The 26,402-nt window shown below is 64.1% G+C and carries 25 protein-coding genes and 2 pseudogenes; 14 read left to right on the top strand and 13 right to left on the bottom strand.

Going from position 1 to position 26,402, the window contains the following annotated elements:
• Positions 1-181: 181 nt before the first annotated feature.
• Positions 182-1,651 (bottom strand): IS1182 family transposase, encoded by a 1,470-nt coding sequence (locus CGU34_RS05325; RefSeq protein WP_036294992.1) that lies wholly within the window; start codon positions 1,649-1,651, stop codon positions 182-184.
• 51 nt (positions 1,652-1,702) lie between these two features.
• Complete coding sequence (locus CGU34_RS05320) at positions 1,703-2,374, bottom strand: coiled-coil domain-containing protein (RefSeq protein ID WP_100813505.1); 672 nt, start codon at positions 2,372-2,374, stop codon at positions 1,703-1,705.
• Between the two features lie 342 nt (positions 2,375-2,716).
• Between CGU34_RS05320 and CGU34_RS05315 the strand changes: the two genes are divergently transcribed.
• The 5 genes from CGU34_RS05315 to CGU34_RS05295 all read left to right on the top strand — a co-directional run bounded on the left by CGU34_RS05315 (position 2,717) and on the right by CGU34_RS05295 (position 7,235).
• Positions 2,717-3,151: a hypothetical protein gene (locus CGU34_RS05315; protein ID WP_036295141.1), complete on the top strand. Its 435-nt coding sequence runs from the start codon at positions 2,717-2,719 to the stop codon at positions 3,149-3,151.
• Positions 3,152-3,574: 423 nt separating this feature from the next.
• Entirely contained in the window at positions 3,575-4,171 is a 597-nt protein-coding gene (locus tag CGU34_RS17155) for a M23 family metallopeptidase (RefSeq protein WP_157813986.1), read from the top strand.
• A complete protein-coding gene (gene lgt, locus CGU34_RS05305; protein ID WP_232711550.1) occupies positions 4,144-5,154 on the top strand; it encodes a prolipoprotein diacylglyceryl transferase in 1,011 nt (336 codons plus the stop codon). The genes CGU34_RS17155 and lgt overlap by 28 nt, the downstream gene beginning before the upstream one ends.
• On the top strand, positions 5,151-6,731 hold the full coding sequence (gene lnt, locus CGU34_RS05300; RefSeq protein WP_051512906.1) for an apolipoprotein N-acyltransferase: 1,581 nt from the start codon (positions 5,151-5,153) through the stop codon (positions 6,729-6,731). The genes lgt and lnt overlap by 4 nt, the downstream gene beginning before the upstream one ends.
• Positions 6,732-6,983: 252 nt before the next feature.
• Positions 6,984-7,235: a hypothetical protein gene (locus tag CGU34_RS05295; protein WP_081766122.1), complete on the top strand. Its 252-nt coding sequence runs from the start codon at positions 6,984-6,986 to the stop codon at positions 7,233-7,235.
• 210 nt (positions 7,236-7,445) lie between these two features.
• On the opposite strand, the gene CGU34_RS05290 is transcribed toward CGU34_RS05295, so the two are convergent.
• Both CGU34_RS05290 and CGU34_RS05285 read right to left on the bottom strand, forming a co-directional pair.
• Positions 7,446-7,784, bottom strand: a complete 339-nt coding sequence (locus tag CGU34_RS05290) for a metal-sensitive transcriptional regulator (protein WP_036295147.1) — start codon at positions 7,782-7,784, stop codon at positions 7,446-7,448.
• Positions 7,785-7,796: 12 nt separating this feature from the next.
• On the bottom strand, positions 7,797-9,902 hold the full coding sequence (locus CGU34_RS05285; RefSeq protein WP_100813504.1) for a heavy metal translocating P-type ATPase: 2,106 nt from the start codon (positions 9,900-9,902) through the stop codon (positions 7,797-7,799).
• Between the two features lie 342 nt (positions 9,903-10,244).
• Here CGU34_RS05285 and CGU34_RS05280 point away from each other — a divergent pair, with 342 nt between their 5' ends.
• From CGU34_RS05280 to CGU34_RS05270, 3 genes are all read left to right on the top strand, one after another.
• Positions 10,245-10,637 carry a four-helix bundle copper-binding protein gene (locus CGU34_RS05280; RefSeq protein WP_370651852.1) on the top strand — a complete coding sequence of 131 codons (393 nt, stop codon included), beginning with the start codon at positions 10,245-10,247 and terminating at the stop codon, positions 10,635-10,637.
• A 92-nt stretch (positions 10,638-10,729) separates the two neighbouring features.
• The gene (locus CGU34_RS05275; protein WP_232711309.1) at positions 10,730-11,338 is read left to right on the top strand and encodes a DUF305 domain-containing protein; all 609 of its coding nucleotides are present in this window, start codon (positions 10,730-10,732) and stop codon (positions 11,336-11,338) included.
• A gap of 294 nt (positions 11,339-11,632) precedes the next feature.
• Positions 11,633-12,343 (top strand): potassium channel family protein, encoded by a 711-nt coding sequence (locus tag CGU34_RS05270; RefSeq protein WP_198517689.1) that lies wholly within the window; start codon positions 11,633-11,635, stop codon positions 12,341-12,343.
• Between the two features lie 240 nt (positions 12,344-12,583).
• Here the strand turns inward: CGU34_RS05270 and CGU34_RS17350 are convergent, their stop codons facing one another.
• The 4 genes and pseudogenes from CGU34_RS17350 to CGU34_RS05250 all read right to left on the bottom strand — a co-directional run bounded on the left by CGU34_RS17350 (position 12,584) and on the right by CGU34_RS05250 (position 15,525).
• Entirely contained in the window at positions 12,584-13,390 is an 807-nt protein-coding gene (locus CGU34_RS17350) for a tyrosine-type recombinase/integrase (RefSeq protein WP_232711549.1), read from the bottom strand.
• A 187-nt stretch (positions 13,391-13,577) separates the two neighbouring features.
• Positions 13,578-13,715, bottom strand: a pseudogene (locus tag CGU34_RS17345) (cytochrome b N-terminal domain-containing protein); the annotation flags it as partial.
• Positions 13,715-14,461, bottom strand: a complete 747-nt coding sequence (locus tag CGU34_RS05255) for an ABC transporter ATP-binding protein (protein ID WP_100813502.1) — start codon at positions 14,459-14,461, stop codon at positions 13,715-13,717. The gene CGU34_RS05255 and the pseudogene CGU34_RS17345, both read right to left, overlap by 1 nt.
• Entirely contained in the window at positions 14,458-15,525 is a 1,068-nt protein-coding gene (locus CGU34_RS05250; RefSeq protein WP_100813501.1) for an ABC transporter permease, read from the bottom strand. Before CGU34_RS05250 ends, CGU34_RS05255 begins: the two co-directional genes overlap by 4 nt.
• A 162-nt stretch (positions 15,526-15,687) precedes the next feature.
• Here CGU34_RS05250 and CGU34_RS05245 point away from each other — a divergent pair, with 162 nt between their 5' ends.
• Entirely contained in the window at positions 15,688-16,872 is a 1,185-nt protein-coding gene (locus tag CGU34_RS05245) for a sensor histidine kinase (RefSeq protein WP_100813500.1), read from the top strand.
• A complete protein-coding gene (locus CGU34_RS05240; RefSeq protein ID WP_100813499.1) occupies positions 16,869-17,495 on the top strand; it encodes a response regulator in 627 nt (208 codons plus the stop codon). Before CGU34_RS05245 ends, CGU34_RS05240 begins: the two co-directional genes overlap by 4 nt.
• A gap of 42 nt (positions 17,496-17,537) precedes the next feature.
• Here CGU34_RS05240 and CGU34_RS05235 read toward each other — a convergent pair whose 3' ends face one another.
• From CGU34_RS05235 to CGU34_RS17150, 4 genes are all read right to left on the bottom strand, one after another.
• The gene (locus CGU34_RS05235) at positions 17,538-18,608 is read right to left on the bottom strand and encodes a cation transporter (protein ID WP_100813498.1); all 1,071 of its coding nucleotides are present in this window, start codon (positions 18,606-18,608) and stop codon (positions 17,538-17,540) included.
• Positions 18,608-19,123, bottom strand: coding sequence for a transporter substrate-binding domain-containing protein (locus tag CGU34_RS05230; protein WP_157811237.1), 516 nt, complete (start codon positions 19,121-19,123; stop codon positions 18,608-18,610). Before CGU34_RS05230 ends, CGU34_RS05235 begins: the two co-directional genes overlap by 1 nt.
• Before the next feature lie 42 nt (positions 19,124-19,165).
• Complete coding sequence (locus tag CGU34_RS17340; RefSeq protein WP_232711548.1) at positions 19,166-20,131, bottom strand: TraR/DksA family transcriptional regulator; 966 nt, start codon at positions 20,129-20,131, stop codon at positions 19,166-19,168.
• 82 nt (positions 20,132-20,213) lie between these two features.
• The gene (locus CGU34_RS17150) at positions 20,214-20,378 is read right to left on the bottom strand and encodes a hypothetical protein (protein ID WP_198517691.1); all 165 of its coding nucleotides are present in this window, start codon (positions 20,376-20,378) and stop codon (positions 20,214-20,216) included.
• Between the two features lie 835 nt (positions 20,379-21,213).
• On the opposite strand from CGU34_RS17150, the gene CGU34_RS05215 reads away from it, so the two are divergent.
• The 3 genes from CGU34_RS05215 (at position 21,214) to gdhA (ending at position 24,355) form a co-directional block, all read left to right on the top strand.
• Positions 21,214-21,555, top strand: coding sequence for a hypothetical protein (locus CGU34_RS05215; RefSeq protein ID WP_157811236.1), 342 nt, complete (start codon positions 21,214-21,216; stop codon positions 21,553-21,555).
• A gap of 913 nt (positions 21,556-22,468) precedes the next feature.
• Entirely contained in the window at positions 22,469-22,801 is a 333-nt protein-coding gene (locus CGU34_RS05205) for a cupin domain-containing protein (RefSeq protein ID WP_100813508.1), read from the top strand.
• Between the two features lie 204 nt (positions 22,802-23,005).
• A complete protein-coding gene (gdhA, locus tag CGU34_RS05200) occupies positions 23,006-24,355 on the top strand; it encodes an NADP-specific glutamate dehydrogenase (protein ID WP_100813507.1) in 1,350 nt (449 codons plus the stop codon).
• On the opposite strand, the pseudogene CGU34_RS05195 reads toward gdhA, so the two are convergent.
• A pseudogene (locus CGU34_RS05195) lies at positions 24,352-24,951 on the bottom strand (IS481 family transposase); the annotation flags it as partial. The gene gdhA and the pseudogene CGU34_RS05195 sit on opposite strands and share 4 nt — an antisense overlap.
• A 59-nt stretch (positions 24,952-25,010) precedes the next feature.
• Here CGU34_RS05195 and CGU34_RS05190 point away from each other — a divergent pair.
• Positions 25,011-26,360, top strand: coding sequence for an IS256 family transposase (locus tag CGU34_RS05190; protein ID WP_100813506.1), 1,350 nt, complete (start codon positions 25,011-25,013; stop codon positions 26,358-26,360).
• The last annotated feature ends 42 nt before the right edge of the window (positions 26,361-26,402 follow it).

Genomic DNA, 26,402 nt, shown 5'->3' with positions numbered 1-26,402 from the left:
CTAGGTGCGCGGGTCAGAATCGGGTGGCGTGGCGCGCGGCGTTGACTCTGGCATCGCGCGCTGACGGTCGCGAACGGGAACGGGCGGGCCGTTGCGGTGTGAGAGCGTGCGGGATCGCACGGCGAGGGGCTCGTGGCGACTGTCGGTGCGTGCTGTGACGCCCAGGGACCCCTGGGGAGGCCTATGCGGGCGCCAGCCCGGCGGCTGTAGCGACGCGGAGCTTGCGGAGGTTGTGGCAGATCGTGTGGAGTAGCCATTCGCCTTGGGCGCCGGCGAGTCCGCGTAGCCGGAGCTGTCCGGCGTTTTGCCGGGTCTTCATCTGCCCGAACGCGGGTTCAACGATGGCTTTGCGGCGCGCGTAGTCGGTGCGGCCCTGCTCGGTGCGCAGCGCGTGCGCCATCCGCTCCCGCCGGCTCGCGTCCTCTGGGGCCGGGTCCGGGGCGCCGGCGGTAGGGAAGCTCTCGCCGTGACGTTGCCGTCCCGTCGCGATCAACACCTGTGCGTCCAGATCGTCGGCGGCTTCGAGGTTGGCTTCCGAGCAGTAGCCCGCGTCAGCGAGGACGACCTCTGGGGAACGCTCGATTCCTGCCGCGTCGAGGTTCCGTAGGGTCTGCTCGGCCATCGGGACGAACTGCTGGATATCGGTGGCCTGCTGGGTGACCTCGGCGCTCAACACGATCTGGTGGCCCTCATCGACAACGGCCTGCGCGTTGAACGCGTAATCGAAGCCGCGGACCGTCTTCATCATCCGCGCCTCAGGATCGGTGAAATTGCGTTGCGCTTTCGGCTTCGGCGCCGCCGTGTCCACCGCAGTCGCGACGGCCGCGTCGGCCTGCTCAGGGGGCTGACCGGCGGCGTCGGCCTTCTTCCGCGCCACGGCTGCCGCCTTCTCGGCGGCGTCGGCCTCGATCGCGTCCTTCGCGGCACGTAGTTTTGCCAGGCGCCCCTCACGGCGGGCCAGCTCCGGGGCGACCTCGTCCCCGCGCCGGTCCTGGCCGAACTGCTGATCCTCGGCCTCATCGACCGCCTCCGCCTCGGCGAGCAGCGCAGCGACCTCGGCTTGGAGCTGATCGATCTTCGGCACGATCCGGTCATAGCTCATCGCCTTATGCCGCGACGCGTTCGCAGCCAGCTTCGTGCCATCCAGCGCGACCCGCCCCAACCGCACCAGCCCCGCCTCCGCGCAGACCCGCAGCACCTGCAGGAACAACCCCGGCAGGGCATCCAGGTGACGCCGACGAAACCGGGCCAGCGACCGGTAGTCGGGCGCCTGGTTGCCCGACAGCCACCGGAAGGCGATATCGCGCTTGCAGCGCCGCTCCAACTCACGAGACGAGGTCACGCCCGTCGCGTACGCGAACAGCAGCAGCTTCAACATCATCCGCGGGTCATACGGAGGCGCACCCGAGGCGGACGCGTACGACGCGTAGACCGGCGTCAGATCCAAGAGCTCTTCGACGACCTCGGAGATGAACCGGGCCTCATCATCCTCGTCCAGCCAGTCATCCAGACTCGGCGGGAGCAGGAAACACTGCCCCTGGTCATACCCACGGAACGTCTTGCCCGCACCCGCCGGTGCAGCCGATCCCGGCGCCCGCGCCTCACCCGGCTCGACCTCGAACAGACCCTCCAGGCTGGCAGTCACCGTCATGAATCGATTCTCCCAGCACCCCGCGCTATCCACCGGATTCACCCCGGCGCGTTAACGGAAGGATCTGACCCACGCACCTAGGACGACCAAGTTGGTGGATTGTTCATCGAGAGCCTGCTGAGCCGCGTCGGCTGCTGCCTGCGACTCTTCCATTCGCTGCGAAGCGAGCTGCTTGAGTCGATCGCGTTCGTCTCGCGCGACGGCCGCTTGATCGCTGAGCGACTGTGCCGCCCCGCGCGCGACGGTGGCATCAGCGAACGCATCGCGGTTTCGCTCGAGAAGCTTGTCTATCCTGCCCAACCTGCTCAGTAGCTGGTCGGCGTCACCGGCATCGGAAAAGAACAATCGCAACGACGTGTCGTCGCCACCCGATCGATACATCTCCGCTGCAACGCGGCCCGCTCGTTCCGAGGCAGTCGCTGCGACGGCGGCCTGGGCATCGGCCTGGGACTGGAACTCATCCGCCCGCGCAACAGCAGCAAAGTACTCCTCCTCCGCGACGAAGAATTCTTGAGACGCTTCCTCTGCTGCTGCCTGCGTCCGTATGACGTTGGCGTTCAGTGTTGCGATGAACCCTTGAATGCGCGAGATCTCGGTGGCTTTCGCGGCTTCATTGTCGCGGGCGCGCTGCACATCGTCCCAGGACGGATACGTGGCAGCGAAGGCCGGAGCAGCCACCCCGAGCGACGCCGCGGCGAGCAGCCCGAGCGCGCCGATGCGCACGAAGCCCCGCCGCCCCAATGTGTGTCTGACGCCCGCATCGCGTCGCGGTCCTTCAAGTTTGCGTAGTTCTTCTGCGGATGGTGCACACCCGCAGTCGACAGCGGGAAGCGCCACCGGCGGAAGGTAGCGGGACATTGGACTCCTCGTGCGACGGGTGACGATAGCGGGAAACGTTCGCTACCCTTACACCGATCATCCAGCGCGCTTGTCCAGACACGCCGAGCAACTGCAGTTGGCGATACCTACCAGGTGTGGTTCACAGGAAAGTCTCGGATGCAGATCTTGTACTCTGTCCTGAAGTCATCACGATCACGTAACGAGCCCTGCGGCAGGAAGGCGCGAGTGAACATTCTTCGCGACGGCACACGCACGCAGGGCGCGACCCTCTGGCTCGTCACGCTCGTGTCGCTCTTCGTGCTCGCCCTTCTGGCGATGCATGCAGGGGGCGAGGGCGAGCACAACGTCGCAGGCTCGTCGGAAGTGTCCCTTTCGCAGAGCATTATGGAGAACCCGATATTGTCCTCCGTATCGGACGGTTCTTCTTCCGTTGCTGAACCCTGCGATTCAAATTGCTCATCCCACATGGGTGACCTGTTTGCGTGCATGGTTGTCGCGGTCTGCGCGTTCGTCGCTGCCTTAGGCCTCGGGCTCGCACGGGCGTCGCGGCGATTCTGGCTGTCGACACGTCTGGTTCCCCCTTCAGGGACGGGTTTCCGTGCGCGGGTGCTCCTTCACAGCGCACCAGATCTTCACGTCCTCTCGATCAGTCGGACCTGAGCACACCCGTTTTCGTCACGGTGCTCGTTACCGCCCCACGCCGCGTATTTTCAGGCGGCGTGGCGGCGTGAGTCAAGACCGGTCTGCCTCATGATCCTCGACCGTGTCACGAGTGATCCGCTACCTGGATCCTCTCGCTTTTCTTCCGCGCCGGTGCGCGCGACTTAGTCTCCTTCCGGAATCACAATGCCCTCATCGTCAGACCCGTCCATGCCCGCTACCTCGCCGACCCGCCGAAGCATCAGGGAGAGCGAAAAGGAGCGCCGGAGATTTTCGCCATCAGCGCTACCCCACCCTCCGCTCGCCGTGATGCGTCGTTCGTCGTTCCGGCGACAAATTGTGTCGGCGACCGCGATGTCGTCCGCGGTGGCGCTAGCGCTAAGTTTCGCTCTTCCCGCCAGCGGCGCCTCATTCCCGGCATCGGTGTCGAGCGACACGGTGGAAGCAAGTGGCTCCGACGGCGAGGCCCAATCGCTTGACCTCGACATCCAGGTGACAGGCGCACCCCTCGATCGGGGAACGTACGTCAGTGCGAGCGCGATCACGACGGGAGTGTATGCGCAGACAGCATCCACATTCGTCAACTACAGCGGCGCGATACAGTGGCCCTTTCTGACCGGAGTTCCGATCAGCAGCGGGTTCGGATGGCGCGAATCACCGTGCCCTGGTTGCCCGCAGGATCACAACGGGATCGATATGAACCCGGGCGCCGGCTCGGCGATCCAAGCGGTCGCCGATGGCGTCGTACGGGAAGCGTCAGCCAGCGACAGCAGCCAGTGGGGCGTGTACGCGATCATCGACCACGTCGTCGACGGGGAGAAAATCAGCAGCCTGTACGCACACATGGCAGTCGGGACGCTGGCTCTCCGGGCCGGTGATTCGGTCAGTGTCGGTGACCTCGTCGGCAAAGTCGGCGATACCGGACTGAGCGGAGGCCCCCACCTACACCTCGGTATGATGCGTGCCGACGGCACCTACATCGACCCCTACGCGTGGCTGTCGGCAAAGGTGAATCCTTGAACGGCAGCGGCCTGATGTTCACGGCGGGTATTCCCAGCCCCTCCATCAATTCTGTCTATCTCGGCGGCTTCGAACTTCGCTTCTATGCGCTCTTCATCATTTTGGGGATTGCGATCGCCACGTGGCTGGCTTCTCGGCGCCTCGAACGGCGAGGTGGCGCCCGCGGCGTCGTCGTCGACATCGCGCTGTGGGCGGTCCCTTTCGGGATCGCCGGTGGACGTGTTTACCATGTGATCACCCATCCCAACGACTACTTCTACCCGGGCGCTGATCTGTGGCGCGTGCTTTATGTCTGGGAGGGGGGACTCGCCATCTTCGGTGCCGTCCTCGTCGGGGGCGCTGCCGCGATGATCGGATGCCGCATTGCCGGAATCCGGTTCCTGTCCTTCGCCGACGCACTCGCACCGGCCATGCTCATCGCGCAAGCAGTAGGTCGGCTGGGGAACTACTTCAATCAAGAGCTCTACGGCTTTCCCACCACTCTCCCGTGGGGGCTTCAAATCGACCCGCAGAGCGCCGCTTTCCCGGAGGGTTTGCCGCCGGGCACGCTTTTTCACCCGCTCTTTCTGTACGAGATGTTGTGGAATCTCGCAGGCGCCGCGACCATCCTTCTTCTGGAGCGTCGCTATCGCCTGAGGTGGGGCAGGGCGCTCGGCGTCTACCTGCTCATCTACGGCACGGGCAGGGCATCGTTCGAATCCATTCGGATCGACCCCACCGAGCTCGAAATCTGGGGCGTCAAGATAAACGTACTGACGGCGCTCGTCGTGGCGATCGCCGGTGTGTTTCTCATCGTGATCCAAGCGGCCCGCCACCCGGAGCCCGAATTGAGTGTTTACCGAAAGGGGCGCTCACCGGAAACCGCTCCGAGCGACCACGAGGATGGCCACACCCTCGAGAGCGACGGAGAACCCCACCGCTCAGCCAGCGTAGCGTCCGACTCCGACCCTCGCGTGGCAGGCGACAACCACACCGGACCATGACCACACCGGTCCCGCTGGAGGCGGTGCGCCCGCGCCACGCGAAGTGGGCGCCCCGATATGCCTTCCCGCAGACTCTGGCTCTTGGCGCACTGGGGGGTTCTCTCACGACGCTCGCGTTCCCGCCCGTCGGGTCTTGGCCCTTCGCTCTCGTGGGCGTGGCGCTGCAGATCTGCGTTCTGACGGCACCACGGATGACCCGTGCGCTGGCGGGAGCCGCGGCGGGAGCGACATGTTTCTGGGGTATTCACATTGTCTGGTTGACGACCTATCTCGGTCCCGCACCCTGGGTAGCACTCGTCGCGCTACAGGTGCTCATGTCGGTGGCCGCCGCCGCAATCATGATCGCCGGGTGGCGGACGATTGAGGAGCGGATCCCGGGAGATATCTCCCGGATGGTGGTAGTCCCCGTGATGGTGGGAGCGGCATGGGTCGGGCGCGATTTCGTTACCGGGAACTGGCCGTATGGTGGCTTCGCCTGGGGCCGACTCGCCTACAGTCAGGTGGACGGGCCAATGCGCGACCTACTGCCGTGGGTCGGGGTTGCCGGAACCACTTTCGCTGCCGTCGTGATGAGCACGATGCTCGTGCAGGTGGCACGCTCGCGCAGAGTTGGGCACGCATCCGCTCCCCTCGTTCTTCTCGCCGCTCTCGTGGCCGTGCCCTCTTTCTCCTTCAACGAAACAGGAAGTATGCGAGTCGGCGCGGCGCAGGGCAACTCGGACGCCGGCATCTTTAACGCCAGTGCGCCGGGGAGAATCTTTGCGGATCATGTGCGTGCAACGCAATCGCTGTATGACGAAGATCTCGATCTTCTGGTGTGGCCCGAGAATTCTGTTGATGTTGACGTCGCGCGAACCGCCGAGGTTCAAGCCACGCTCGACGGCATCGCCGATCGGGTGAGCGCGCCTATCCTTTTCGGCACGCTCACGGTAGACGACGATCAGGTCTTCAACAGCGCACTCGTCTGGCGCGCGGGCGTGGGAGTAGTCGAACAATATGACAAGAGGTACCCGGTCCCTTTCGCCGAATACCTTCCGGACCGTGCAGCTTGGTCAAGCCTCCTGCCGTTCGTTCCGTCGCTGATTCCTGTCGATATGACCCCGGGAACGACAGCCGCCACCGTCCAGGTGAACGGCGTCCCGATCGGTCTGGCACTCTGCTTCGATATCGTCTCCGACCAACTCGTCCGGGAAACTATCGCTACGGGAGCCGAGATTCTGATCGTCCCGTCCAATAATGCTGACTTCGGAGATTCAGCTCAGGGTGAGCAGCAGCTCTCCATCGCGCGCGCCCGCGCGATGGAGACGGCTCGATCCGTGGCGAACGTGTCTACCGTGGGATCATCCGCGATCATCGGGCCCGACGGCGCAGAGATCGCCACGATGGCACCATTCACAAGCTCCGCCATGGTCGCCGAAGCGCCGCTATCCGACTCGGTCACTCCAGCGATGGCGGTAGCACCATGGTTCGACCGGCTCGGCGTGGGCGTCCTCGTTCTGCTATTCGCGGCGGGTGCGGTGGCTGGACTCTCGTCGAAGTCATCCCGCCGGAGCACGATTCCGCTGAGGCACTTATGATGCGTGACTCGCTACCACGATGCCTGCGCCGATTTGAAGGCGCCGTGAACGTGACGCACGTACCAAATGGCGAGGTCCGTACCGGCACGTGCGCCCGCGCTCGCCTAAAAGTGCGGTGTGCCCTGAACCGCCAGCGGCGCGGCCCGACTCGGTCGCACCAACTGTTCCTGTCGGCACATTTGATCGCCGAGGTGCAGCACTTGTCGCCGCAGCATGTTGGTGCTGCAAAACCCCCACAAGCGAGGAGGCCATATGGACACGCCGCGTAGAGAGCCCACCCAAGAAGAATTCCAGAAGCGTTTCCGCCGCCGCCGGATATATCTCCGCGCAGGTCAAGTGATCATGATCGGTGGAGCAGTGGTTGGCATCATCCACTGGCTTGCGCATTTGGAAGCTTTCGGGCCAGCTCAACCGGAAGGTTGGGTCGACCTCGCCGCAGGCTATCCTGCTGCCGCGCTGCTGGTGATCGTCGGGGCAATGGTGTCCAGCCGCAAACCGTCTTGAGGCCTCGGGCGCCGGGTCACTGTCCTTGCATCTGAAGGGTGCGCCTCACGCCTATGGGTGTCCATCCGCCGAACTCGCTTCGCGCGGCTCGCGGCTGAGCACACTGCGCCGCGTCTGCCGCGCGATACGCGGTTGGAGAGACGGAGGGGTGGGGCGATGTTGGCGCGCGGTGTCAGGCAGACCGCCGCCGTGCTTCCGCCTGGTGGGAATTCAGGACCGCACGAGTCGCGCGATGGCGTCGGTGGCTTCTTTGATCTTTATGTCTGCCTCGTCGCCGCCCGCGCGCGCGGCATTGAGGACGCAGTGCTTGAGATGATCGTCGAGAAGACCGACGGCGACGACCTGTAGCGCGCTGGTGAGAGCACTGATCTGCGTCAAGATGTCGATGCAGTACTTCTCGTCCTCGATCATCTTGTGCACACCCCGGGCTTGTCCCTCGATGCGCTTCAGCCGGTTGAGGTACTTGGACTTGTCGGTGATGTAGCCGTGCCCGGCGGGTTCGTGAGCGAATTCAGGCTCGTGAACGGGGTCTCGGGTGGTGTTCGACATGGCAGGGCCTCTCTAGCGGTTCAGGACGGCGCGGACGGATGCCTCGGGCTGCAGGTCGAGGCGCCGGAGGAGTTGGGCGTTGAGGGCGACGACGATCGTCGACAGCGACATCAGGATCGCGCCGACCGACATCGGCAGCACGAATCCGATCGGGGCGAGCACGCCGGCGGCGAGCGGGACCGAGAGCAGGTTGTAGCCAGCGGCCCACCAGAGATTCTGCTGCATCTTGCGGTAGCTCGCTCGCGACAGCTCAATGACCGATACCACCGAGCGCGGGTCGGAGCTGGCGAGGATGACTCCGGCGGAAGCGATCGCGACGTCGGTGCCGGCGCCGATGGCGACGCCGACGTCGGCCTGCGCTAGGGCGGGGGCATCGTTCACGCCATCGCCCACCATCGCGACCTTGCGTCCGCCGTGTTGCAGTTCGGCGACCTTGGCTGACTTGTCTTCGGGGCGGACGCCCGCGAAGTACCGGTCGATGCCGAGTTCGCCCGCGACCGTCCGCGCGACGGCATCTGCGTCACCGGTGATCATGACGACCTCGACCCCGAGGGCGTGCAGCGCCTCGACGGCTTCGCGCGATTCGGGGCGGATCTCGTCCGCGAGCCGCAGCCCGCCGATGACCGCGCCGTTCTGCATGACGTGCAGGATGATCGCGCCCTCATCTCGCCACGTGTCGGCGGCGGGGATTTCGGACGCCGCGGCCTCGGTGAGCAGTGCCGGCCCGCCGACCCGGATTTTGGTGCCCTCGACGGTCGCGGTGACGCCGACGGCGGGGGAGGAGTGGAAGCCGGATGCGCGCGGCACGGCGAGGCCCCGGTCCTGCGCGGCGCGGACGATCGCCTTCGCGAGCGGGTGCTCGCTGTCGGCCTCCGCCGCGGCCGCGAGGCGCAGAACGGTGTCGGGCTCGACATCCCCAACCGTCTGCACATCGGTGATAGTCGGCTCGCCCTTGGTGAGGGTGCCGGTCTTGTCGAAGAGCACGGCGTCAATCGTGCGCATGCTCTCGAGCGCCAGGCGGTCCTTGATGAGAACGCCCCCGCGCGCGGCGCGTTCGGTTGCGATCGAGACGACCAGGGGGATCGCGAGCCCGAGCGCGTGAGGGCACGCGATCACGAGCACCGTGATCGTGCGGACGACGGCAGCATCGGGGTTGCCGAGGAGGCTCCAGACGAGCGCGGTGATGACGGCGGAGCCGAGGGCGAACCAGAACAGCCATGCCGCGGCGCGGTCGGCGAGACGCTGTGCTCGCGATGACGAAGCCTGCGCCTCGGTGACGAGCCGTTGGATGCCGGCGAGGGTGGTGTCGTCACCCGTGGCGGTGATCTGCACGCGCAGCCCGGAATCGGTCGCGACGGTACCCGCCACGACCGGGTCGCCCACACCGCGCGACACAGTGCGGGATTCGCCCGTGACCATGGACTCGTCCATGTCGGCGCTGCCGTCGACGATGCGCCCGTCGGCGGGAACGCTGCCACCGGGGCGAACGATCACGACATCGTCAACCCTCAGGTCGGTGGGTGAGACGGTGATCACGTCGTCGCCCTCGACCCGTTCGGCCTCGTCGGGCAAGAGCGCTGCGAGCGAGTCGAGGGCCGAAGTGGTCTGGGCTAGCGACCGCATCTCGATCCAGTGCCCGAGGAGCATGATCACGATCAGCAGTGCCAGCTCCCACCAGAACTCGAGCTCGTGATCCAACAGTCCGAGGCTCGCGCCCCAGGAGGCGAGGAACGCGACAGTGATTGCGAGGGCGATCAGCAGCATCATGCCGGGTGTGCGGGCACGCAATTCGGCGACCGCACCGGTGAGGAACGGGCGCCCGCCCCACACATACATGACGGTACCCAGCGCGGGGGCGATGAATGCGGCGCCCGGGAAGTCGGGCAGCTGGTATCCGACGAGCATCGCAAACATGCTCGAGAACGCCACGACGGGTATGGCAATGATCAGGTTGATCCAGAACAGCCGACGAAATTGCGTTACGTGATCGGCGCCGTGGCCCGCATGTGCCCCGCCGTGTTCTGAGTGTGCGTCGTGCTCTGCCATCTGTCCGGTGTGCTGACCGTGCTCCCCGGGGTGCGTCCCCCCAGGGGCGTGGTCAGAGGTGTTTGAGGTCATGGGCCTTTCCTATCGACAACGTCGTCGCGATCATCGGGTGGAACAGAGTGAGCGAGCGATTCAGCGGGCTCCATCGAGCCCGCATGTCATATCCATACCCGAAACTCGTTCATCGACATGACAACTTCCCCTCCTGGGGGGTCGCCTTTGTTGGTATGGCGACAAGTTCACTGTATACCCCCATTGGGTATGGCGGCCGTGCGCGAGACGCTCTGGCTTGCTACGTACGTGTGACTTAGTACCGCAGCCCCCTACCGGTATGCAACCCCCTCCGTGGATGGGTATGCCCGTTGTAGCGTGCCGCTGGTCGGGCATCCGCCCGGCGGGAAAGGAGCAATGACGATGACCATTACGGGAGACATGCTGCGCACCCACCCGAAGGCCGATGCGAGCAATGCGCTGCTGACGTGTATCGAGGCGTGCGTGGAGTGCGCCCAGTCGTGTGCCGCGTGCGCTGACGCGTGCCTCAGCGAGGACATGGTCGCGGAGCTCACCGAATGCATCCGCAAGAACCTAGACTGCGCCGACGTCTGCGCCGCGACCGCTGCCGTACTGACCCGCCAGACGGGCAGCAACCCCGACACTATTCGTGCGGTCCTCGAGGCGTGCCGAGCCGCGTGCGCCGCTTGCGCGGAGGAGTGCGAGCAGCACGCCGAGATGCACGAGCACTGCAAGATCTGCGCAGAGGCGTGCCGCCACTGCGAGCAGGCCTGCGTCGAGATGCTCGCCGCCTGAGAGCGCGACCGATCGCGCCTCGACCGACGAGAGGCAATCGACGGTACGAATGAGTGAATGATTACGAATGAGTGAATGAGGAGATGATCCGTTTGTCGACGAATCAGAACAACGACCAACAGCGTGACCACAACGAGCACCAGACGGAGCAGAAGTCGCGGATGCAGATGCCGATGTATCTGCGATTCGCGGCGATGATCCTCACCGCGATGGTCGTCATGTATTGGGTGATGTTCGCCGGTTCGTGGGAGTGGGGCCACGTCCGCTTCAGCGAGAGTCGTGTGTTCATGGCGGTCACGATGGGCGGCACCATGGTGTTGGTCATGATCGCCTGGATGCTGAACATGTACAAGAACACGAAAGCGAACATCGCGATCGTCGCAGTCGGGGTTTTGCTGATCGGCGGCGGCATCGCTCTCGACCGCAGCCAGATCACGGTGGATGACACGGACTGGATGAGCGCAATGATCCCGCATCACTCGCTCGCCATCACCCGTTCCGAACGGGCGCAGATTCAGGATGTGCGCGTGTGCGAACTCGCGATCTCGATCAGCGAAGCTCAGCGAAACGAGATCCTCGAGATGGACTGGCTGATCAAGGACATCGAGGAGAACGGCATCGCCGCCACTGTCGCCGAGGCTGAGGCCCGCGAGGTACCCGAGTTCGATCGCGCCGCCGCGCGCCAGTGCCCCGCCGAGTAACTGGCGTAGGAGCCCGACGGGCATGTTACGCCGCATCGCCATCTGAGGCTGAAGCGGTGGTGCTTGCCTAGTCGGAGGAGAGAATGAAAGTCGAGGAACGACGCGATGCTGCCGGAGACTATGAACGTGCTGTCCGTCGTAGTCGGTGTCGCACTGATTCTCGTTGGCCTTCGTGACGTATTCCACACGCTGTTTCACCCCGCCGGCCGCGGAGGGGTGAGCACGTGGGTGATGCGCGGAACCTGGCGGGTATCCCGGTGGCCGAGGGGGAGCCCGTCACCGCTTGCCGGGCCGGTGGGAATCGTCCTGGTCATCGTCGTCTGGGCAGCGCTGCAGGTTTTCGGGTGGACACTGATCTATCTGCCTCAGATGCCGGACGGCTTCAGCTTTGCCCCGGGTATCAACCCGGACCGCTATCCCGATCTCTTCTCGTCGATCTACCTCTCCCTCGTCACGCTTGGGACCCTCGGCTACGGAGACGTCGTCGCGACCACCCCCGCGCTGCGAATACTTGCCCCGCTCCAAGCCCTCACCGGCTTCATTCTCTTCACCGCCGCCGTATCGTGGATCATGCAGCTCTACCCCGCGCTGAACCGTCGCCGCACTACCACCTTGCGGACCCGGAGTCTCGTTGAAGGCGGGTTCGTGTCCCGCCTGGAACGCGACGAAGCGTACGAGACCGATGCGCTGGTGATGAACGAAATCGCCTCAGCCCTCGCGCAAACCCGCGTCGATCTCATGCAGAGCGCCGAAACCTACTACTTCGCCGAGAAGGATCGGTCCCTCGCGCTGCCCCAAGCGATGACCACCGGCTGGGGCATCGCGAAAACGGCCAAGAAGAGCCGCATCCCCATCGTGGTGGCCGCCGGAGAGGTGCTCACGGTCGCCGTTTCCGACCTCGCCACCCTGCTGCAGGACGAGTTCTTGCAGCAAGCCGGCGACGACATCCCCGCCATCATTGACGCAATAGCACGCGATCAAGGAGGAACCCGCTCCGCGGGCTGAAAGAAGGCACTTTCCTTGCCCCGCACGAGGCCCGAGCCCGTGGGAACGCCGTGAGAAAGATTGACGAAAGCTCAGGGCCTTCGCAGTACACGGCCGAAAGGTCAAGTCTCGCGGAATGACAGCGAAGCCGGCCTGTTGTGCACGTATGAAAGGTGTTCCTGCTTGGGTTCAAATCCCACCGTCACCGCCACCGTCGAAGCCCCGCGAACCCTGGGAAACACTGGGATCGCGGGGCTTCTGTCATTCGCTGGATAGGCCCTCTGCCCACATTTTGCCCACATTTGAATCGAAACGAGCCCGATCCAACCGGTCTGCAACGGCATCAAGATCGTCATCGAACAGGTCGCTGTACACGTCGAGCGTCATCGCGGCGCTAGCGTGACCGAGCATCCGCTGCACCGCTTTGACGTTGGCGCCGGCGCTTACGGCAAGGGACGCGGCGGAGTGGCGAAGGTCGTGAGGTGTGACGCGGGGGAAGGTCGCATCGATCTTCTGAGCACGCCGAACCGCGCTGGCGAACCAGCCATCCTTCGAGTTGGGGAGTCGCACGGGGGCCTCTCCGGTGCCGAAGAGGTATGCGGTATCGGGCTTCCCGCGAGTGAGACGCTCGAGCTCGCTATTGAGGAACGCGGGGATGGGCACCGATCGTGACTTGTGGGACTTCGGAGTGCCCACCACCACAGTCGTCCCGACCATGACTGCATTGTCGACCACAAGTACGCGCCGCCGAACCAGGTCGCAGTTTCTCACCCGTAGTCCTGCAGCTTCGCCCCAACGGAGTCCCGTATAAGCGAGGAAACGCACCAACAGAAAGACACCGGCCACGCAAGTGGCACCAGCACAGCAAGGGTCCACGTGCGTCCGAACCACACAAACCTCCCACCCAGGAGGCACGAGACGTAGCGCCCCATCGATAAGGCCGGTGTACCAGCCAGGTAGGCGCCCCGCGGATGCGTTGGCAGGGTCGGAGGGCCCCGCCAGCCAGACCGGGCTGATGGTGACCGTCGCCGCGATGAGTACCAAGATCCCCGTGACGAGAAAGAGCATCCCGCTCATCTTGACCGCAGCGCTCGGCAACGGCGTGCTGGCCACGTTCTCTGCGGTCCGCCGAGGCCCTGGGAACTGCGCAGGCTTCCGCAGATATGCCAATCGCGCCCGCACGGCGACTAGCCCGAGTCGGAACGACGAGGACGTGAACCGGATAGAGATTCTCCATGATCGTCCCCGGGAACGTTCCCCCAAAGAGGAGGTCTGAGAGCCACGTGCCGGCTATTGGGATTGCAAGCACGATGCCCTGAACGATGCGTAGTCCCGTCCCCGACAACATGTCGTCTGGCAGTGCGTATCCGCCCCAGCCGCAGGCAAGCCTCACTACGAGAAGCGTGCAGAGCGTGATCCAAGCGAGTCGTTTAGGAGGCTGGTGGATGACGGGGCAGTGGGGCTGTTGACGAGAACGCCATCGACGAGGTGGACGGCGCCGTGCATTCGAGGGAGGTGCACGAGGTCGTGGGTGACGAGAAGGGTGGAAGTGTTGAGTTCGGCGGTGAGGCGAAGGATCAGGTCGATGATGCTGGCGCCGCGTTCCTGATCGAGTGCGCTGGTGGGTTCGTCGACCAGGAGAACACTGGGGTCATTCATTAGCGCACGTGCGATGTTCACCCGCTGGCGTTGACCGCCGGAAAGTTGGTGAGGCCGTTTTTCTGCCTGGTTAGCGAGGCCAACGGAGTCTAGGAGCGCGTTGGCGCGTTCGGTGACCGCATGACGGTTTGCTCGGCTGTGCTTTGCACCGAGCTCGTTCATGACGGCAAGTTGTTCCCGCGCTGTGAGCGACGGAATCAGGTTGGCCTGTTGGAAGACGATGCCAATCTTTTCGCGACGCATTTCGGTCGCCGCGCCGGCGGTGAGGTGGCTAGCGTCGGTGCCGTCGATGAGGACCTGTCCCGAGTCGGGGCGGATGAGGGTGGCTGCGACGGCGAGGAGGCTGGATTTTCCTGAGCCGCTGGGTCCGGTGATGCCGGTGACGGTTCCTGGGCGGGAAGTAAGGGTGACGTTGTTGACGGCAGTGATGCGGGCGTCGCCGTCGGGGAAGGTGAGGGTGATGTTGTTGAGGCGGATCATCGGTTGCTCCCAAGGGCGGTCAGTGGGTCAGCGGAAGTGACGGAGCGAAGGGCGAACGCTGCTCCGGCCAGTCCGAGCGCGATCATGATGGCGCCGGGTAGCACGGTGGTGATCGGGCTGAGCAGGAACGGCAACGCGCTACCGGCGAGGGTGCCGAAGAGCGCCACGAGTCCTAGCCCGATGCCGATGCCAAGGACCAGGACGATCAGCGCTTGGCCGAGAGCGTCTCGGACGAGGGAAGGGGTGCTGGCTCCCAGGGCTTTAAGTACAGCGATATCGCCCTTGCGCTGCATGGTCCAGACCGTGAAGAACGCGCCGATGACAAGCCCCGAAATGCCGAACAGCATGGCGACCATCAGCAGCAGCGACCCGATCTCCGACCGAAACGCACTCAACGCGGTCAGGGACCCGAGCGTGGTTTGAGAGACCGTCGTATTAGCGGTGTCGGCGGACGCCCAGTCCGGGTTTCCGGTGACGGCCAGAACGGTGGCGTATGTGTTGGGGTTGCCGGTCGCTGCCGAGTATGCCTGCCAGCCAGGCAAGGTCATTTGGATTACAGGGGTGTGGCTGTACCAGTCGTCCCCGCCCAGAGTCTCGACTGTGTAGGAGATGCCTGCGATGGTCACATTGTCGCCGGAAGTGACGTTCAGGTCTTTCGCGGCGGGGGCGGACAATCCAAGCCGGCCGTCCTGTGATGGGGAGTAGGCGTTGAAATCGGGTTGAACTCCGAAGATGGCCACGGCGACGCGTGTGTCACCTGCTTCAGCGCGGGTCTGGCTGATCCCGATCGGTTCCGTGGAGGTGACTCCCGGGACCGATGCCCAGGCGGCGGCCTGTTCCTCGGTGACCACCGAATCCGCGAAGCTGACAGCGTCACCCGACGTGGGCGCAGAGAAGACGATCCGGTCGCCGGGGATGGACAGCACGGCGGAGATGTTCTGCGTGGCAAGCCCCCCGGTGAGGCCGCTGAGGAACCCGACCAGGATGGTGATGAGGGCGACGACGGAGCCGATCAAGAGGAACCGGCCTCGCGCGAAGCGCAGGTCGCGGAGCGCGACGAACATGGTGATCCTTTCCTGCCACCGAAGCGGTGACACATCCCACTTTCCCGCGACCACCGCGGCGGGTCATCGGTCCTGAGCACCTTTATCCCTGCCTGAAGGTTGGGTTGGTAAGTCGTCCTTTCGGACGATGCCTGCGCTCGGGAGGCACGTAAAATTCGGTCCATGCCTCATACCGCGCTGACCCCCGTTTTCGTGGGTCTGCGTACCGGCCTTCATGTCTTGTTCGCTGCTTTGACCCTTCTTGTCATCGCTCGTGCCGTCCTTGCGCCGACCGACACCAGCGTCGCCGCCATCTCGCTGTCCATTGTGTTGCTGATCACATACGGGGCCGGTGCAGTCGTTGCTCGAGCGCACAGTCGCCGGCATGTCGCGGGTGTGGTGTGGCTGAGCGTGCTCACCCTGGAGTGGGTGAGCCTGTTATGGCTGACCCCGGAAGCTGCCTACCTGGCTTTCCCGCTGTTCTTCCTCTACCTGCACCTGCTCGGTCGATGGTGGGGGGCAGCTGCCATCGTCGTAGCGACGGTGATCGCGATCTGCGCTCTCGGTATTCATAGTGGGTGGAGCGTCGGTGGGGTGGTCGGTCCTATTGTGGGGGCGGGCGTCGCGCTTCTGATCGGACTGGGCTATCAGGCACTGGCCCGCGAAGCGCAGCAACGCGAAGCACTCATGCAGGAGTTGCTGACCACACGTGGGCAGCTCGCCGCAACCGAACATGAATCAGGAGTCCTCGCCGAACGAGCCCGCCTCGCTCGGGAGATTCATGACACCCTCGCGCAGGGTCTGTCCAGCATCCAAATGCTCCTTTATGCCGCCGAACGCGCCGACCCTCACCGGGCAGGCGTCGAACACATCCGCCTTGCCCGTGACACCGCAGCTGGCAACCTCGCGGACGCACGTCGCTTCATCCGCGAACTGACCCCACCTGACCTGGACGACCGTGGTCTCGGCGGCGCGTTACGCCGCCTCGCTGTCAACCAATGGGAAGCGCAAGGACTGCAGGTGAACGTGCGGGTCTCCGATACTGTCGCGCTTCCCATGCACGTGCAGACCGCGCTCCTCCGCGTGGCGCAGGGAACGATCGCCAACGTCATCCAACACGCTGACGCTTCCAGCGCAACGATCAGCCTCGCCGCGGACCGGGAGAAAATACAGTTCAGCATCGTCGACGATGGCAAAGGGTTCGACCTCCAACAGGCCTCCGGTCAGTCGCGTGGCCGATCCGACTCCTTCGGACTGCAAGCCATCCGTGAACGCGTCGAGCAACTCGGCGGGATTCTTACGGTCGCCTCCGAGCCCGAAAAGGGGACCGCATTGACCATCGACCTTTCCCTGGAACATGTCGCATGATCCGTCTCGTGATCGCCGATGATCATCCCATCGTGCGGGCCGGCATCATTGCGTTGTTCGCCCTTGAGGAGGACATCGTCGTTGTCGCCGAAGCCTCCACCCCTGATGAAGCTGTGTTCGCCGCAGAACGGGAAAATCCGGATGTTGTCCTCATGGATCTCCAGTTCGGGGTCCACTCCGCCATGAGCGGAGCGGACGCCACCCGTCGCATCCGAGCCCTGGATGCTGCGCCCTACGTTCTGGTCCTCACTAACTATGATTCTGACGCCGACATCCTCGGTGCCGTCGAGGCCGGCGCCAGCGGCTATCTCCTTAAGGACGCTCCACCTCATGAGCTCACCGCCGCCGTCCGCGCCGCCGCTGCCGGGGAGAGCGCCCTCGCCCCCGTCATCGCTTCACGGCTGCTGGACCGGATGCGGGCGCCGCAAGCCAGTCTGAGCTCCCGAGAACTGCAAGTCCTCGAACTGGTCGCTGCGGGACGCTCAAACACGGAGATTGCGACCGCACTTTTCGTCAGCGACACAACGATCAAATCTCACCTTGCACACATTTTCACCAAGCTGGGAGTCGCTTCTCGTACCGCTGCTGTGTCAACGGCACGCCAACGCGGGATTCTCCGCTGAATAGCGGTGATGCTTTATGGCATCACCCAGCGGAATGACGATCTATCCCAGTGCGAGCCATCGGGCTGCCGTCCCCGTGAATACGCCGTCACCCGCAGAATCGGAGGAGTGGGTTGGGAGGGCAGGAAGGGGGGAGCGGTCGTGTTCGTCGGTCTCCCTCGACTGCAAATGTCGGGGTAGTTCAGAGGTCAGGATGAGGACGACATCGACGAGTTTCCAATCCAGCTCCTGACATCGCCGTTGGGCGACGCGAAGATCGGTGAGGGTGGGCACCGCTGCGTCGGTGGGGACGATGAGGGCTTCGACGTGGAAGAACTGGCCCTGGTCTCTGACGCGTACGGCGACGTCGGCTACCCACGCGAGTGAACGCAGGTACTGGGTGATGCTGTCTGATGCAGGGTGGGGTTTGTGATCGTCGAAGGTGGTGGCACGGGTGTCCATTAGGTCGGTGATCGCGGCGCGGGTGTTTCGCCACCCGTCCCAGAGGATGCTGCCGGCGATGAACGTGGCGGCGGCTGCGTCCGCCCACCACAAGCCAAGGCCGATCCCTCCGACGCCGATGATGGAGCCGGCCGCGGTCATCCAGTCGGCCTTGTTCATGTCCGCGTCGGCGTAGAGGACCTTGTTGTGCAGGTCTTTCGCGAGACGCATCTTCACTCGACCGAAGTAGATCGGCAGGGGGATGGTGAGCGCCATCACGGCCATCATGAGCCACCCCGACCAGATCACCTGTCCGAACAGCTGTATGGAGCCGATCGGTGGACGGTCGCCGCTGATCAGCCCGGTGAGGGAATCGATCAGCAGGAACGTTCCCATCGTGCACAGGGCAACACCGGCCACCAGATGCGCGACACCAACGGAACGGAAGAATCCGTACGGATATTTATCGGTCGCTGGCTTGGTGATGATGCGCACGGCGATAAGGAACGCGATCGGGGGTGCCAGGGAGAGCAGGTCTTCGATCCATGCGGCCTTCATGGCTTGCGAGTTGCCCATCACCAGGTACACCCCGCTGATTGCGACCGCGAGGAAGCCGATGGTGAACCATTCGATGCGTATCGCCCGTCGCAAGGTGCGTTGTTGGGCGGGCGGCAACACAGCGTGCGCGGTCATCACTGGTCGTCTCCGTGTTCGAGGAGGAACGTCTCGAGCGTTGTCAGGAACTGGTTTTCACCGAGGACGGTGAGCAGCACATGCTTTTTCGTGTTCCCGTCGACGCGTTCCTCGCGGAACGGTGCGGTTATTGCCGCTCTGTCCGTCCACGGTGTGTCGTCGGTGAACCCGCCGATGGCCACATCAAGGGAACCGTTGTGCAGCTGGTCAGTCAGGATGGATTCGCTCCCGACCGTCCAGACGATGTTGGCCTCGAGGGAATCAGCAAATTCCTGCACGAGACGCACGTCTCGGCCGGACGGCGCAGCAGAGTTGACGGTGTTCGTCCACGGCGGGTTGTGGGTGATACCCACCCGCAGTTCACCGTCCTGCGCTCGTCGAAGCGTGCCGTCGACGTCGGCAGGAATCCCTGCACAGCCGGCGAGCAACACCGCAACCCCGAGGGTCCCACCGATTATCGCGGGGATGTTCCGTCGACGCGTGGACAGTACTCGGCTTGGCAATTGCCTGATCATCGTCTTCTCCCCTCGAGGTTGCTGGTCACACTTTGAGGCCTGTTACGCGGCGATTGGCCTGCTCACGATGTCCCGCCACTGGACGGTGACTGCCTCCGCGTACAGCTCCCGTGCACGCAGCCGAGCGAGGACTCGATCGGCCAGGAGCCCTGGATCGTCACAGAGTTCGGCCAGGATCGCGGTGATCGCGACCTCTTTGAAGGCGTCGTCGAGGCGTCGCGCGATACGGTTTGTCGCGCTTTCGCAGATGCGGTGCAGAACGTTCCCCGGCATATCGGCAGCACCGTCGACGACGACAACGATGTGGCGCAGATGTGGGAGCCGACCGCAGAGGACGGCGCACTGAATCTCCAGGTCTTGCAACACTTGCCGCAGATCCTTCTTGGTGACATACCCGGTCGTGTCCACGCCGATCACTGCGCCTCGGTGGGCCCCGGAGACGGTGTGCAGGTTGGCGAAGTCCTGCACGGAAGGCGCGTCTCGCAATTCCGACAGGCAGGCGAGCCGGTCTCCGAGCAGGGCGATCACCGGCGGTTTCTGGCGAACCCGGTCGCGGGGGCGGAACATTCGGGTGGTGAGCGAGCTCATGGGTCGGGCTCCTTGGGAGGCAATTATTGCTGCGCTTTGGCGCAGCGCCGGGGGGAAAGAGGGGATGTGGACTGGTTTGCGACTACGCGGCGTCAGCATGACTCTGACAATCGATGCACGCGGCCGCATGAGAACGACTTCGAGGCGTCCAGGCGCAATCTGCTCCCCACAACGGGTGCAGCGACCATAGGCGCCCGTGTCCAGCCGGTCCAGCGCTTCAATGATCTGCTCGACCACCTGGCGATCGGACGCGGCGGTCTGGTAGGCAACCGGGTCAACGTTCGGCAGAGCGCGCGGCTCCAGCTCGCGAAGGACGCTCTGTCGCTCCTGAAGAAGTTGCTCGAGGCGCGTTCTGGTCGGAGCGATATCGACCACGACAGCGTCATTGGCGACGGTTTCGGTGGTGGCTTTGAGTGCCATGACTGCTCCTTAGGTACAAAAAAAGGCGCCGCTTCTGCGACGCGCTGGGTGTCCGGGATAAACCCGAAGTTGTGAACGGGTTTTAGGGGGGCGCAGCGCGGGAGGTGGCTCGGAACAGCAGACCGCCGCCGATGACCTGGCGGGGCGGAAGGACCTCGTGTCGTGCACCGGCGATGCCGACCGCGCTGGTCACCACGGAGGCGTCCGCGGGACGCTTCGCGGGAATGAGGTGGGGCAGCATGGTCATGGCCAACACCATAGCCGCACCCACAGAAAAGGCAAGTCGTCGCCCGTTTTCATGCGAAAGCACGAGGAGCGTGGACGATAGTTGCGTTAACTTTTCTGCTGGCTATGGTGATGGGCATGGCAACCATCTGTTCTCCCCACGACACTCGCGTCGGAGATCTTTTCGTTGCCCATTTCCACCCCGCTGTGGTGTTTCCGCCCAGCGGTGGTCTGTGGTTCCTTCGCGTTCGGCGAGCCCCACCAGACAGCCGGTAGTACTCGCGCCGAGAGCGCGTCGCACCTCGCGGCGCCTTTTGTTGTACCCGGAAGGAACGCAGCATGACTACTCACACCAACCCTGGCGAGCTCGTCGGTGAAGCCGCGGCCGCCCGTATCGCCGCTCTGCAAGAACAACTGCAGCGTTACCGCATGGAACATGAGAACGCTCCACGCCCATTGCCGGCCGGAGCCGAGGATCCCGTCGCCCAAGCACTCGTCACACCGTCACCACGTATCCTCACCCAAGTGACGGCGGCGCTGAAGAAGCTCGCCGACGGAACGTATGGACGTTGCGTTGCCTGCCAGCGTCCCATCCCCGCGAGACGGCTCGACGCTCAGCCTCACCTCCTGGAGTGCGTTGCCTGTTCCCCGCATGCGGCGGCGCCCGCTGGGTCAACGTCGAAATGAACACCCGCGAGAAAGGGCGCGACGGACGTACTTGCCGCACCATTTACGTGCAAGGCGACCCCTTGCGGTGCCTGGACGGCATCGGTGCATGCGGCCCAGGAGTGGACCACAGGCCCGCCCTCCTGATAGTGGGCATCGACGCCCGCAGAGTGCGGACCAAAGCGGGCTTCGTGACGCTCCTGACCCGACGCAAACGGACGGCCCTGCGCGCGCCCGCTACCACGTCGCAGATCATCGCAGTGATCGATCACGTCGGTCACGCAGAGCCATGGATGCACACCACAGCGCACCGGTGGGCGCTGTCTATCCATAGCGGTATCCAGCGAGGTCGCGGTCTCGATATGAGTGTGACTGTCCTCCTCGTCGATTGGCGCAGCAGCCCAGAGCTCCTTGCGGAACGGCTAGAAGAACTCGCCCATCGGTCTCCGGGGATCAACCCGGCAGCCGTGCTCTCCGCCCACGAACTTCGCACGCACACCATCGCTCAAGCAGCCACGAATGGCTTCATCTGAAGCAACCCGGAAGGACACTATGGATCGACACAGCGATCCCCCACGGTTCATCCTCCACGACCCCTCGGCGGGTCTCAACTAGCCCGGAGTCGTTTCAGGAACCGCTAACCCGGCTAATCCCAATCCGGGCATCATCCTCATGGGAAACGCCCGCGCACGACCTGCGCGGACATTGCGCAGTACAACAAGGTGAGCCGCAGCTGTCGCAGCGGCTCACCAGCCGCGTCGGCGAGCCCGCGTCGATACGAGCCAAGGCCACACCGCGATCCTGCTCCCGCCGCTGCAAGCCAAGGTCTGTGCGGGGTATTCGTCGCGTTCCCGTGAACGACGCGTGTGACAAGGCCGGGTGGGCACACACCTAGTCGGGCCTCTGTCTCACCCACGCCCTTGTGGCCGTCCTTCTAGGTCCGGTCCGGTCCATGCGGTCACCAATGTTCATCCATGAGCATGATCGGGCCGCTGATGAGCCCGGCAGGCCAGGGAGTGCGTCACCGTGGGTGCCGCTGTTCGCGATGCTCGGATGGGTTGCGCTGTCCACAGGCTCCGGTCTGCCCGATCGGACGATCGTCAATCCGGAGCCGCTGATCCCCCTGGTCATCACGGCTGTGCTCGTCGCCAGGTGGTTCACCTCATTCCGAAAGATCGCCGCGTGGGCATTGCTCGGGTGGGGTCTGGTACGTCTTCTAGGCGCGATCCTGACCGTCCTGCCTCTGACAATTCTCCCCTCCGACCCAGAACAGACCCTGGCCAACTACCCTTTTCACGTGCTTTACGGGCTCGCTCAAGTGCCGCTCGTTCGCGCAACTGCTCACGGACTCCGAACTCAGGGGTAGGCTCGCCCTCTCGTCCCGACGAGCACGCGTTCGCTCCACGGGATCCCATCCGACGATCGACCCAGAACGGAGCAATGCGCATGCAGAAAACATCACTCACCGCCCTCGCTCGGCACGAACTCGGTCATGCGCTGGCAGCGTCCAGTGGCAGGAGTTCCAAGACGGTGTTCGGTGGTCACGAGCACCAACTTCGCCAAACCGTGATCGCCCTTCGGGCCGGCCAGGACTTGTCCGAGCATCAGAACCCTGGAGAAGCCACGCTGCAGGTTCTTGAGGGGCGGGTACTCCTCAAGGCCGGCGGGGTGTCCTGGAACGGATCCGTTGGCGACCTCATAACAGTTCCCGAAGGACTCCATTCCCTGGACGCCGTCGAGGACTCCGTCGTCCTCCTCACGGTGGCGAAGACCCGCTGAAGTAAGTCCAACGATCGGTGCCGGAGCCAATCGGTCAGACAGCGGGCGTCGACCTGATCCAGAGTGATCATCCTGGCAGTGTCCTCCTGCCGGGACGCATCCGTCTGTGCAGCTGGTGAGGTGACGGCCCGATACGGTGGAGTGCCGGATACCATCGCGCTGCGAACCACCCGTCTTCGGCTCCAGAGCGATGAGGAGACCACCGTGCCTGTTCTTGACGAGCGGTTAGTGCCCATTTTCGAAGAGGTTCTCAGCCGGAACCCGGGAGAGGCCGAGTTCCACCAGGCCGTGCGGGAAGTTCTCGAAAGCCTCGGTCCAGTCGTGACCAAGCATCCGCGATATGCCGACTCCGCAGTGATTCGGCGACTGTGCGAGCCGGAACGACAGATCATCTTCCGCGTCCCCTGGGTCACCGACAACGGGAAGACTGAAGTCAACCGCGGGTTCCGGGTCGAGTTCAACTCCGCGCTCGGCCCGTACAAAGGTGGTCTCCGATTCCACCCCAGCGTGTATCTGGGGATCGTGAAATTCCTCGGCTTCGAACAGATCTTCAAGAACGCGCTCACCGGTCTTCCAATCGGCGGAGGCAAGGGTGGCTCCGACTTCGATCCCAAAGGCCGCTCCGATGCCGAGGTAATGCGGTTCTGTCAATCCTTCATGACCGAGCTTTACCGGCACATCGGCGAATACACCGACGTACCCGCGGGCGACATCGGTGTCGGAAGCCGCGAGCTGGGGTACATGTTCGGCCAGTACAAGAGGATCACCAACCGATACGAATCCGGTACCCTCACCGGCAAGGGACTGAGCTGGGGTGGTTCACAAGTCCGTACGGAAGCCACCGGGTACGGCACCGTGTTCTTCGTCGACGAGATGTTGAAAACCGGCCGCAGCGGCCTGGACGGCAAAAAGGTCGTCGTCTCCGGGTCTGGCAACGTGGCGATCTACGCCATTGAGAAAGTTCACCAGCTCGGGGGGACCGTCATCGCCTGTTCCGATTCGGGTGGTTATGTATACGACCCCGAAGGCATCGACTTGAACCTGCTCAAAGACATCAAAGACGTCCAACGAGATCGCATTTCCGACTACGCCCTGGCCCGCGGACCGAAGGTGTCCTTCGTGCCTAACGGATCGATCTGGGACGTACCATGCGACATCGCGCTGCCGTGCGCCACCCAAAACGAACTCGACGCAGACGGTGCCGCATCATTGATCCGCAACGGGTGTCAGATCGTTGCCGAAGGAGCGAACATGCCGGCAACGCCGGCGGCGATCCGATTGTTCTCGAGCGCAGAGTTGCGGTTTGCTCCGGCCAAAGCGGTCAATGCCGGCGGCGTTGCCACCAGCGCGCTGGAGATGCAGCAGAACGCGTCCCGAGACTCGTGGACCTTCGAGTACACGCAGGATCGCCTCGCGGAGATCATGCGAAGCATTCACGACCGCTGCCTCGAAACAGCCGACGAATACGGGTCACCCGGAAGTTATGTCGCCGGCGCCAACATCGCCGGCTTCACACGCGTCGCTGACTCGATGCTCGCCCTTGGCGTCATCTAGATGTAGCTCTCCGTGACGTTGTGAACGCGTTGGATGGGTGAGAGACCGTCGATGCCGCCGTGGGCTCTGTGGTGATTGTATTCGTGGAGCCAGTCGGCGTACGCAGCAAATCGCTCGGCTTCTGAACGGTAGGGGCGCGCGTAGGCCCATTCGGCGGCCAGAGTGCGGTTGAAGCGTTCGACCTTCCCGTTGGTCTGCGGGCGGTAGGGGCGGGTGAACTTGTGTTTCACGCCGACGCCGAGTGCGTCGTTGAAGGCGTGGGATCGGTAGCAGGAGCCGTTGTCGGTGATCACGCGCAGCACGGTGATGCCGTGCCCGGTGAAGAATGCTTTGGCGCGCTCCCAGAACGCGGCAGCTGTCTCCTTGCGTTCGTCGCCGAGGATCTCCGAGTACGCGAGTCTTGAGTGGTCGTCTATGGCGTGGTGCAAGTACGCGTAACCCGGTCTGCTCGTCTTCCGGTTGCTCTGTCCGCGCTGGCGGCTCATTACGCGGTGACCGCCGCCGTCGGGGATCCGGCCGAGCTTCTTGACGTCGACATGGACGAGATCGCCGGGGTTCGGGTGTTCGTAGCGGACCGGCTTCGGGCGCCGCAGAGGGTGTCAGATCGTTTGTGTAAGGGGTGTCTGCTTCTTATGGAAGGACGACACTGATGACCATGATCGACAAAGAAGCTCGAGCGGAGCGACGGCGACGGCAGGAGGAAGGCTCCAGACGGCTGCGTGAGTCGGGGGTGCTGGATGATCTGTTCGCGAAGATTGATGCTGGCGAGGTGCAGCTCGATGGCAGGGACGGGTTGATCCAGCAGTTGATCAAGACGGGTCTCGAGCGTGGTCTGGGCGCTGAGCTGACCGAACATGTCGGTTACGAGCGTGGTGATCCCGAGGCGCCGCTGCATGACAACTCCCGCAATGGTTCGTTCCCGAAGACGGTCTCGACGGTCGCTGGCGATGTCGAACTCTCGATCCCGCGGGACCGGAACGGGACGTTCATCCCGAGGCTGGTGCCGGTCGGCCAGCGTCGCCTCGGCGGGTTGGACGAGATGATCGTGTCGCTTTATGCCGGCGGAATGACGGTGCGCGATATCGAACACCACTTGGCGTCGACGATCGGCACCGAGATCAGTCGCGAGACGATCTCCAAGATCGTCGACGAGATCTCCGACGAGGTCCTTGCCTGGCAGTCTCGGCCGCTGGAAGCGTTCTACCCGGTCATCTACTTGGACGCGATCGTGGTGAAAGTCCGCGACGGCGGACACGTGCGCAACAAGGCCGCTCACATCGCGGTCGGCGTCGATATGGAAGGCGTCAAGCACGTCCTGGGCATTTGGGTGCAGCAAGCCGAGGGCGCGAAGTTCTGGGCCTCCGTCTGCGCCGAGCTCGCCAATCGCGGCGTCCGCGACGTGCTCATCGTCTGCTGCGATGGGCTCACCGGCTTCCCAGAAGCGATCGAGGCGACCTGGCCTGAATCGCTCGTGCAGACCTGCGTCGTTCATCTGATCCGAGCGTCAATGCGGTTCGTCTCCTACGGGCAACGCAAAGCCGTCGCCGCCGCGTTGAAGCTGATCTATCAAGCCCCCGACGCGGACGCGGCGAGGGCAGCGCTGGAGGCGTTCGCGGCCTCCGATCTGGGTCAGGGCAATCCGCACACGGTCGCCGCGTTCGAGAACGCGTGGGAGCGGTTCACCCCGTTCCTGGGGTTCCCGCCCGAAGTCAGGCGGGTGGTCTATACGACGAACGCGATCGAGTCGCTGAACTTCCAGCTGCGGAAAGTGACCAAGAACCGGGGTCACTTCCCGAACGACGCGGCAGTCGTCAAGCTGCTCTGGCTCGCGATCTGCAACATCGAAGACAAGCGAGCCCTCGAGCGGGCGAAGGAACGCGGCAAGCCCTCGAACGAACGCAAAGCCCCACCGCGGCTGGTCGAAGGCGCCGTCACCACGAACTGGAAGAAGGCGCTCTCGCAGCTCGCGATCGCGTTCCCCGACCGAATCAACCCCTACCTCTGACCACCCACCGATGCCCGCTTACACAAACAACTTGACAGGCTC

The sequence above is a fragment of the Microbacterium lacus genome (assembly GCF_002812805.1).
GTDB lineage: Bacteria > Actinomycetota > Actinomycetes > Actinomycetales > Microbacteriaceae > Microbacterium > Microbacterium lacus_A.
Note: the sequence above shows the minus strand (reverse complement) of the source record. Positions and strands in the feature narration are given on the sequence as shown.

Excerpts from the sequence above, each read along its gene's own strand:
- CGU34_RS05325 (WP_036294992.1), bottom strand. The coding sequence starts at position 1,651 with ATGACGGTGACTGCCAGCCTGGAGGGTCTGTTCGAGGTCGAGCCGGGT.
- lnt (WP_051512906.1), top strand. The coding sequence starts at position 5,151 with ATGACCACACCGGTCCCGCTGGAGGCGGTGCGCCCGCGCCACGCGAAG.
- CGU34_RS05295 (WP_081766122.1), top strand. The coding sequence starts at position 6,984 with ATGGACACGCCGCGTAGAGAGCCCACCCAAGAAGAATTCCAGAAGCGT.
- CGU34_RS05290 (WP_036295147.1), bottom strand. The coding sequence starts at position 7,784 with ATGTCGAACACCACCCGAGACCCCGTTCACGAGCCTGAATTCGCTCAC.
- CGU34_RS05285 (WP_100813504.1), bottom strand. The coding sequence starts at position 9,902 with ATGACCTCAAACACCTCTGACCACGCCCCTGGGGGGACGCACCCCGGG.
- CGU34_RS05280 (WP_370651852.1), top strand. The coding sequence starts at position 10,245 with ATGACCATTACGGGAGACATGCTGCGCACCCACCCGAAGGCCGATGCG.
- CGU34_RS17350 (WP_232711549.1), bottom strand. The coding sequence starts at position 13,390 with ATGCTCTTTCTCGTCACGGGGATCTTGGTACTCATCGCGGCGACGGTC.
- CGU34_RS05255 (WP_100813502.1), bottom strand. The coding sequence starts at position 14,461 with ATGATCCGCCTCAACAACATCACCCTCACCTTCCCCGACGGCGACGCC.
- CGU34_RS05250 (WP_100813501.1), bottom strand. The coding sequence starts at position 15,525 with ATGTTCGTCGCGCTCCGCGACCTGCGCTTCGCGCGAGGCCGGTTCCTC.
- CGU34_RS05245 (WP_100813500.1), top strand. The coding sequence starts at position 15,688 with ATGCCTCATACCGCGCTGACCCCCGTTTTCGTGGGTCTGCGTACCGGC.
- CGU34_RS05240 (WP_100813499.1), top strand. The coding sequence starts at position 16,869 with ATGATCCGTCTCGTGATCGCCGATGATCATCCCATCGTGCGGGCCGGC.
- CGU34_RS05235 (WP_100813498.1), bottom strand. The coding sequence starts at position 18,608 with ATGACCGCGCACGCTGTGTTGCCGCCCGCCCAACAACGCACCTTGCGA.
- CGU34_RS05230 (WP_157811237.1), bottom strand. The coding sequence starts at position 19,123 with ATGATCAGGCAATTGCCAAGCCGAGTACTGTCCACGCGTCGACGGAAC.
- CGU34_RS17340 (WP_232711548.1), bottom strand. The coding sequence starts at position 20,131 with ATGGCACTCAAAGCCACCACCGAAACCGTCGCCAATGACGCTGTCGTG.
- CGU34_RS17150 (WP_198517691.1), bottom strand. The coding sequence starts at position 20,378 with ATGACCATGCTGCCCCACCTCATTCCCGCGAAGCGTCCCGCGGACGCC.
- CGU34_RS05205 (WP_100813508.1), top strand. The coding sequence starts at position 22,469 with ATGCAGAAAACATCACTCACCGCCCTCGCTCGGCACGAACTCGGTCAT.
- CGU34_RS05190 (WP_100813506.1), top strand. The coding sequence starts at position 25,011 with ATGATCGACAAAGAAGCTCGAGCGGAGCGACGGCGACGGCAGGAGGAA.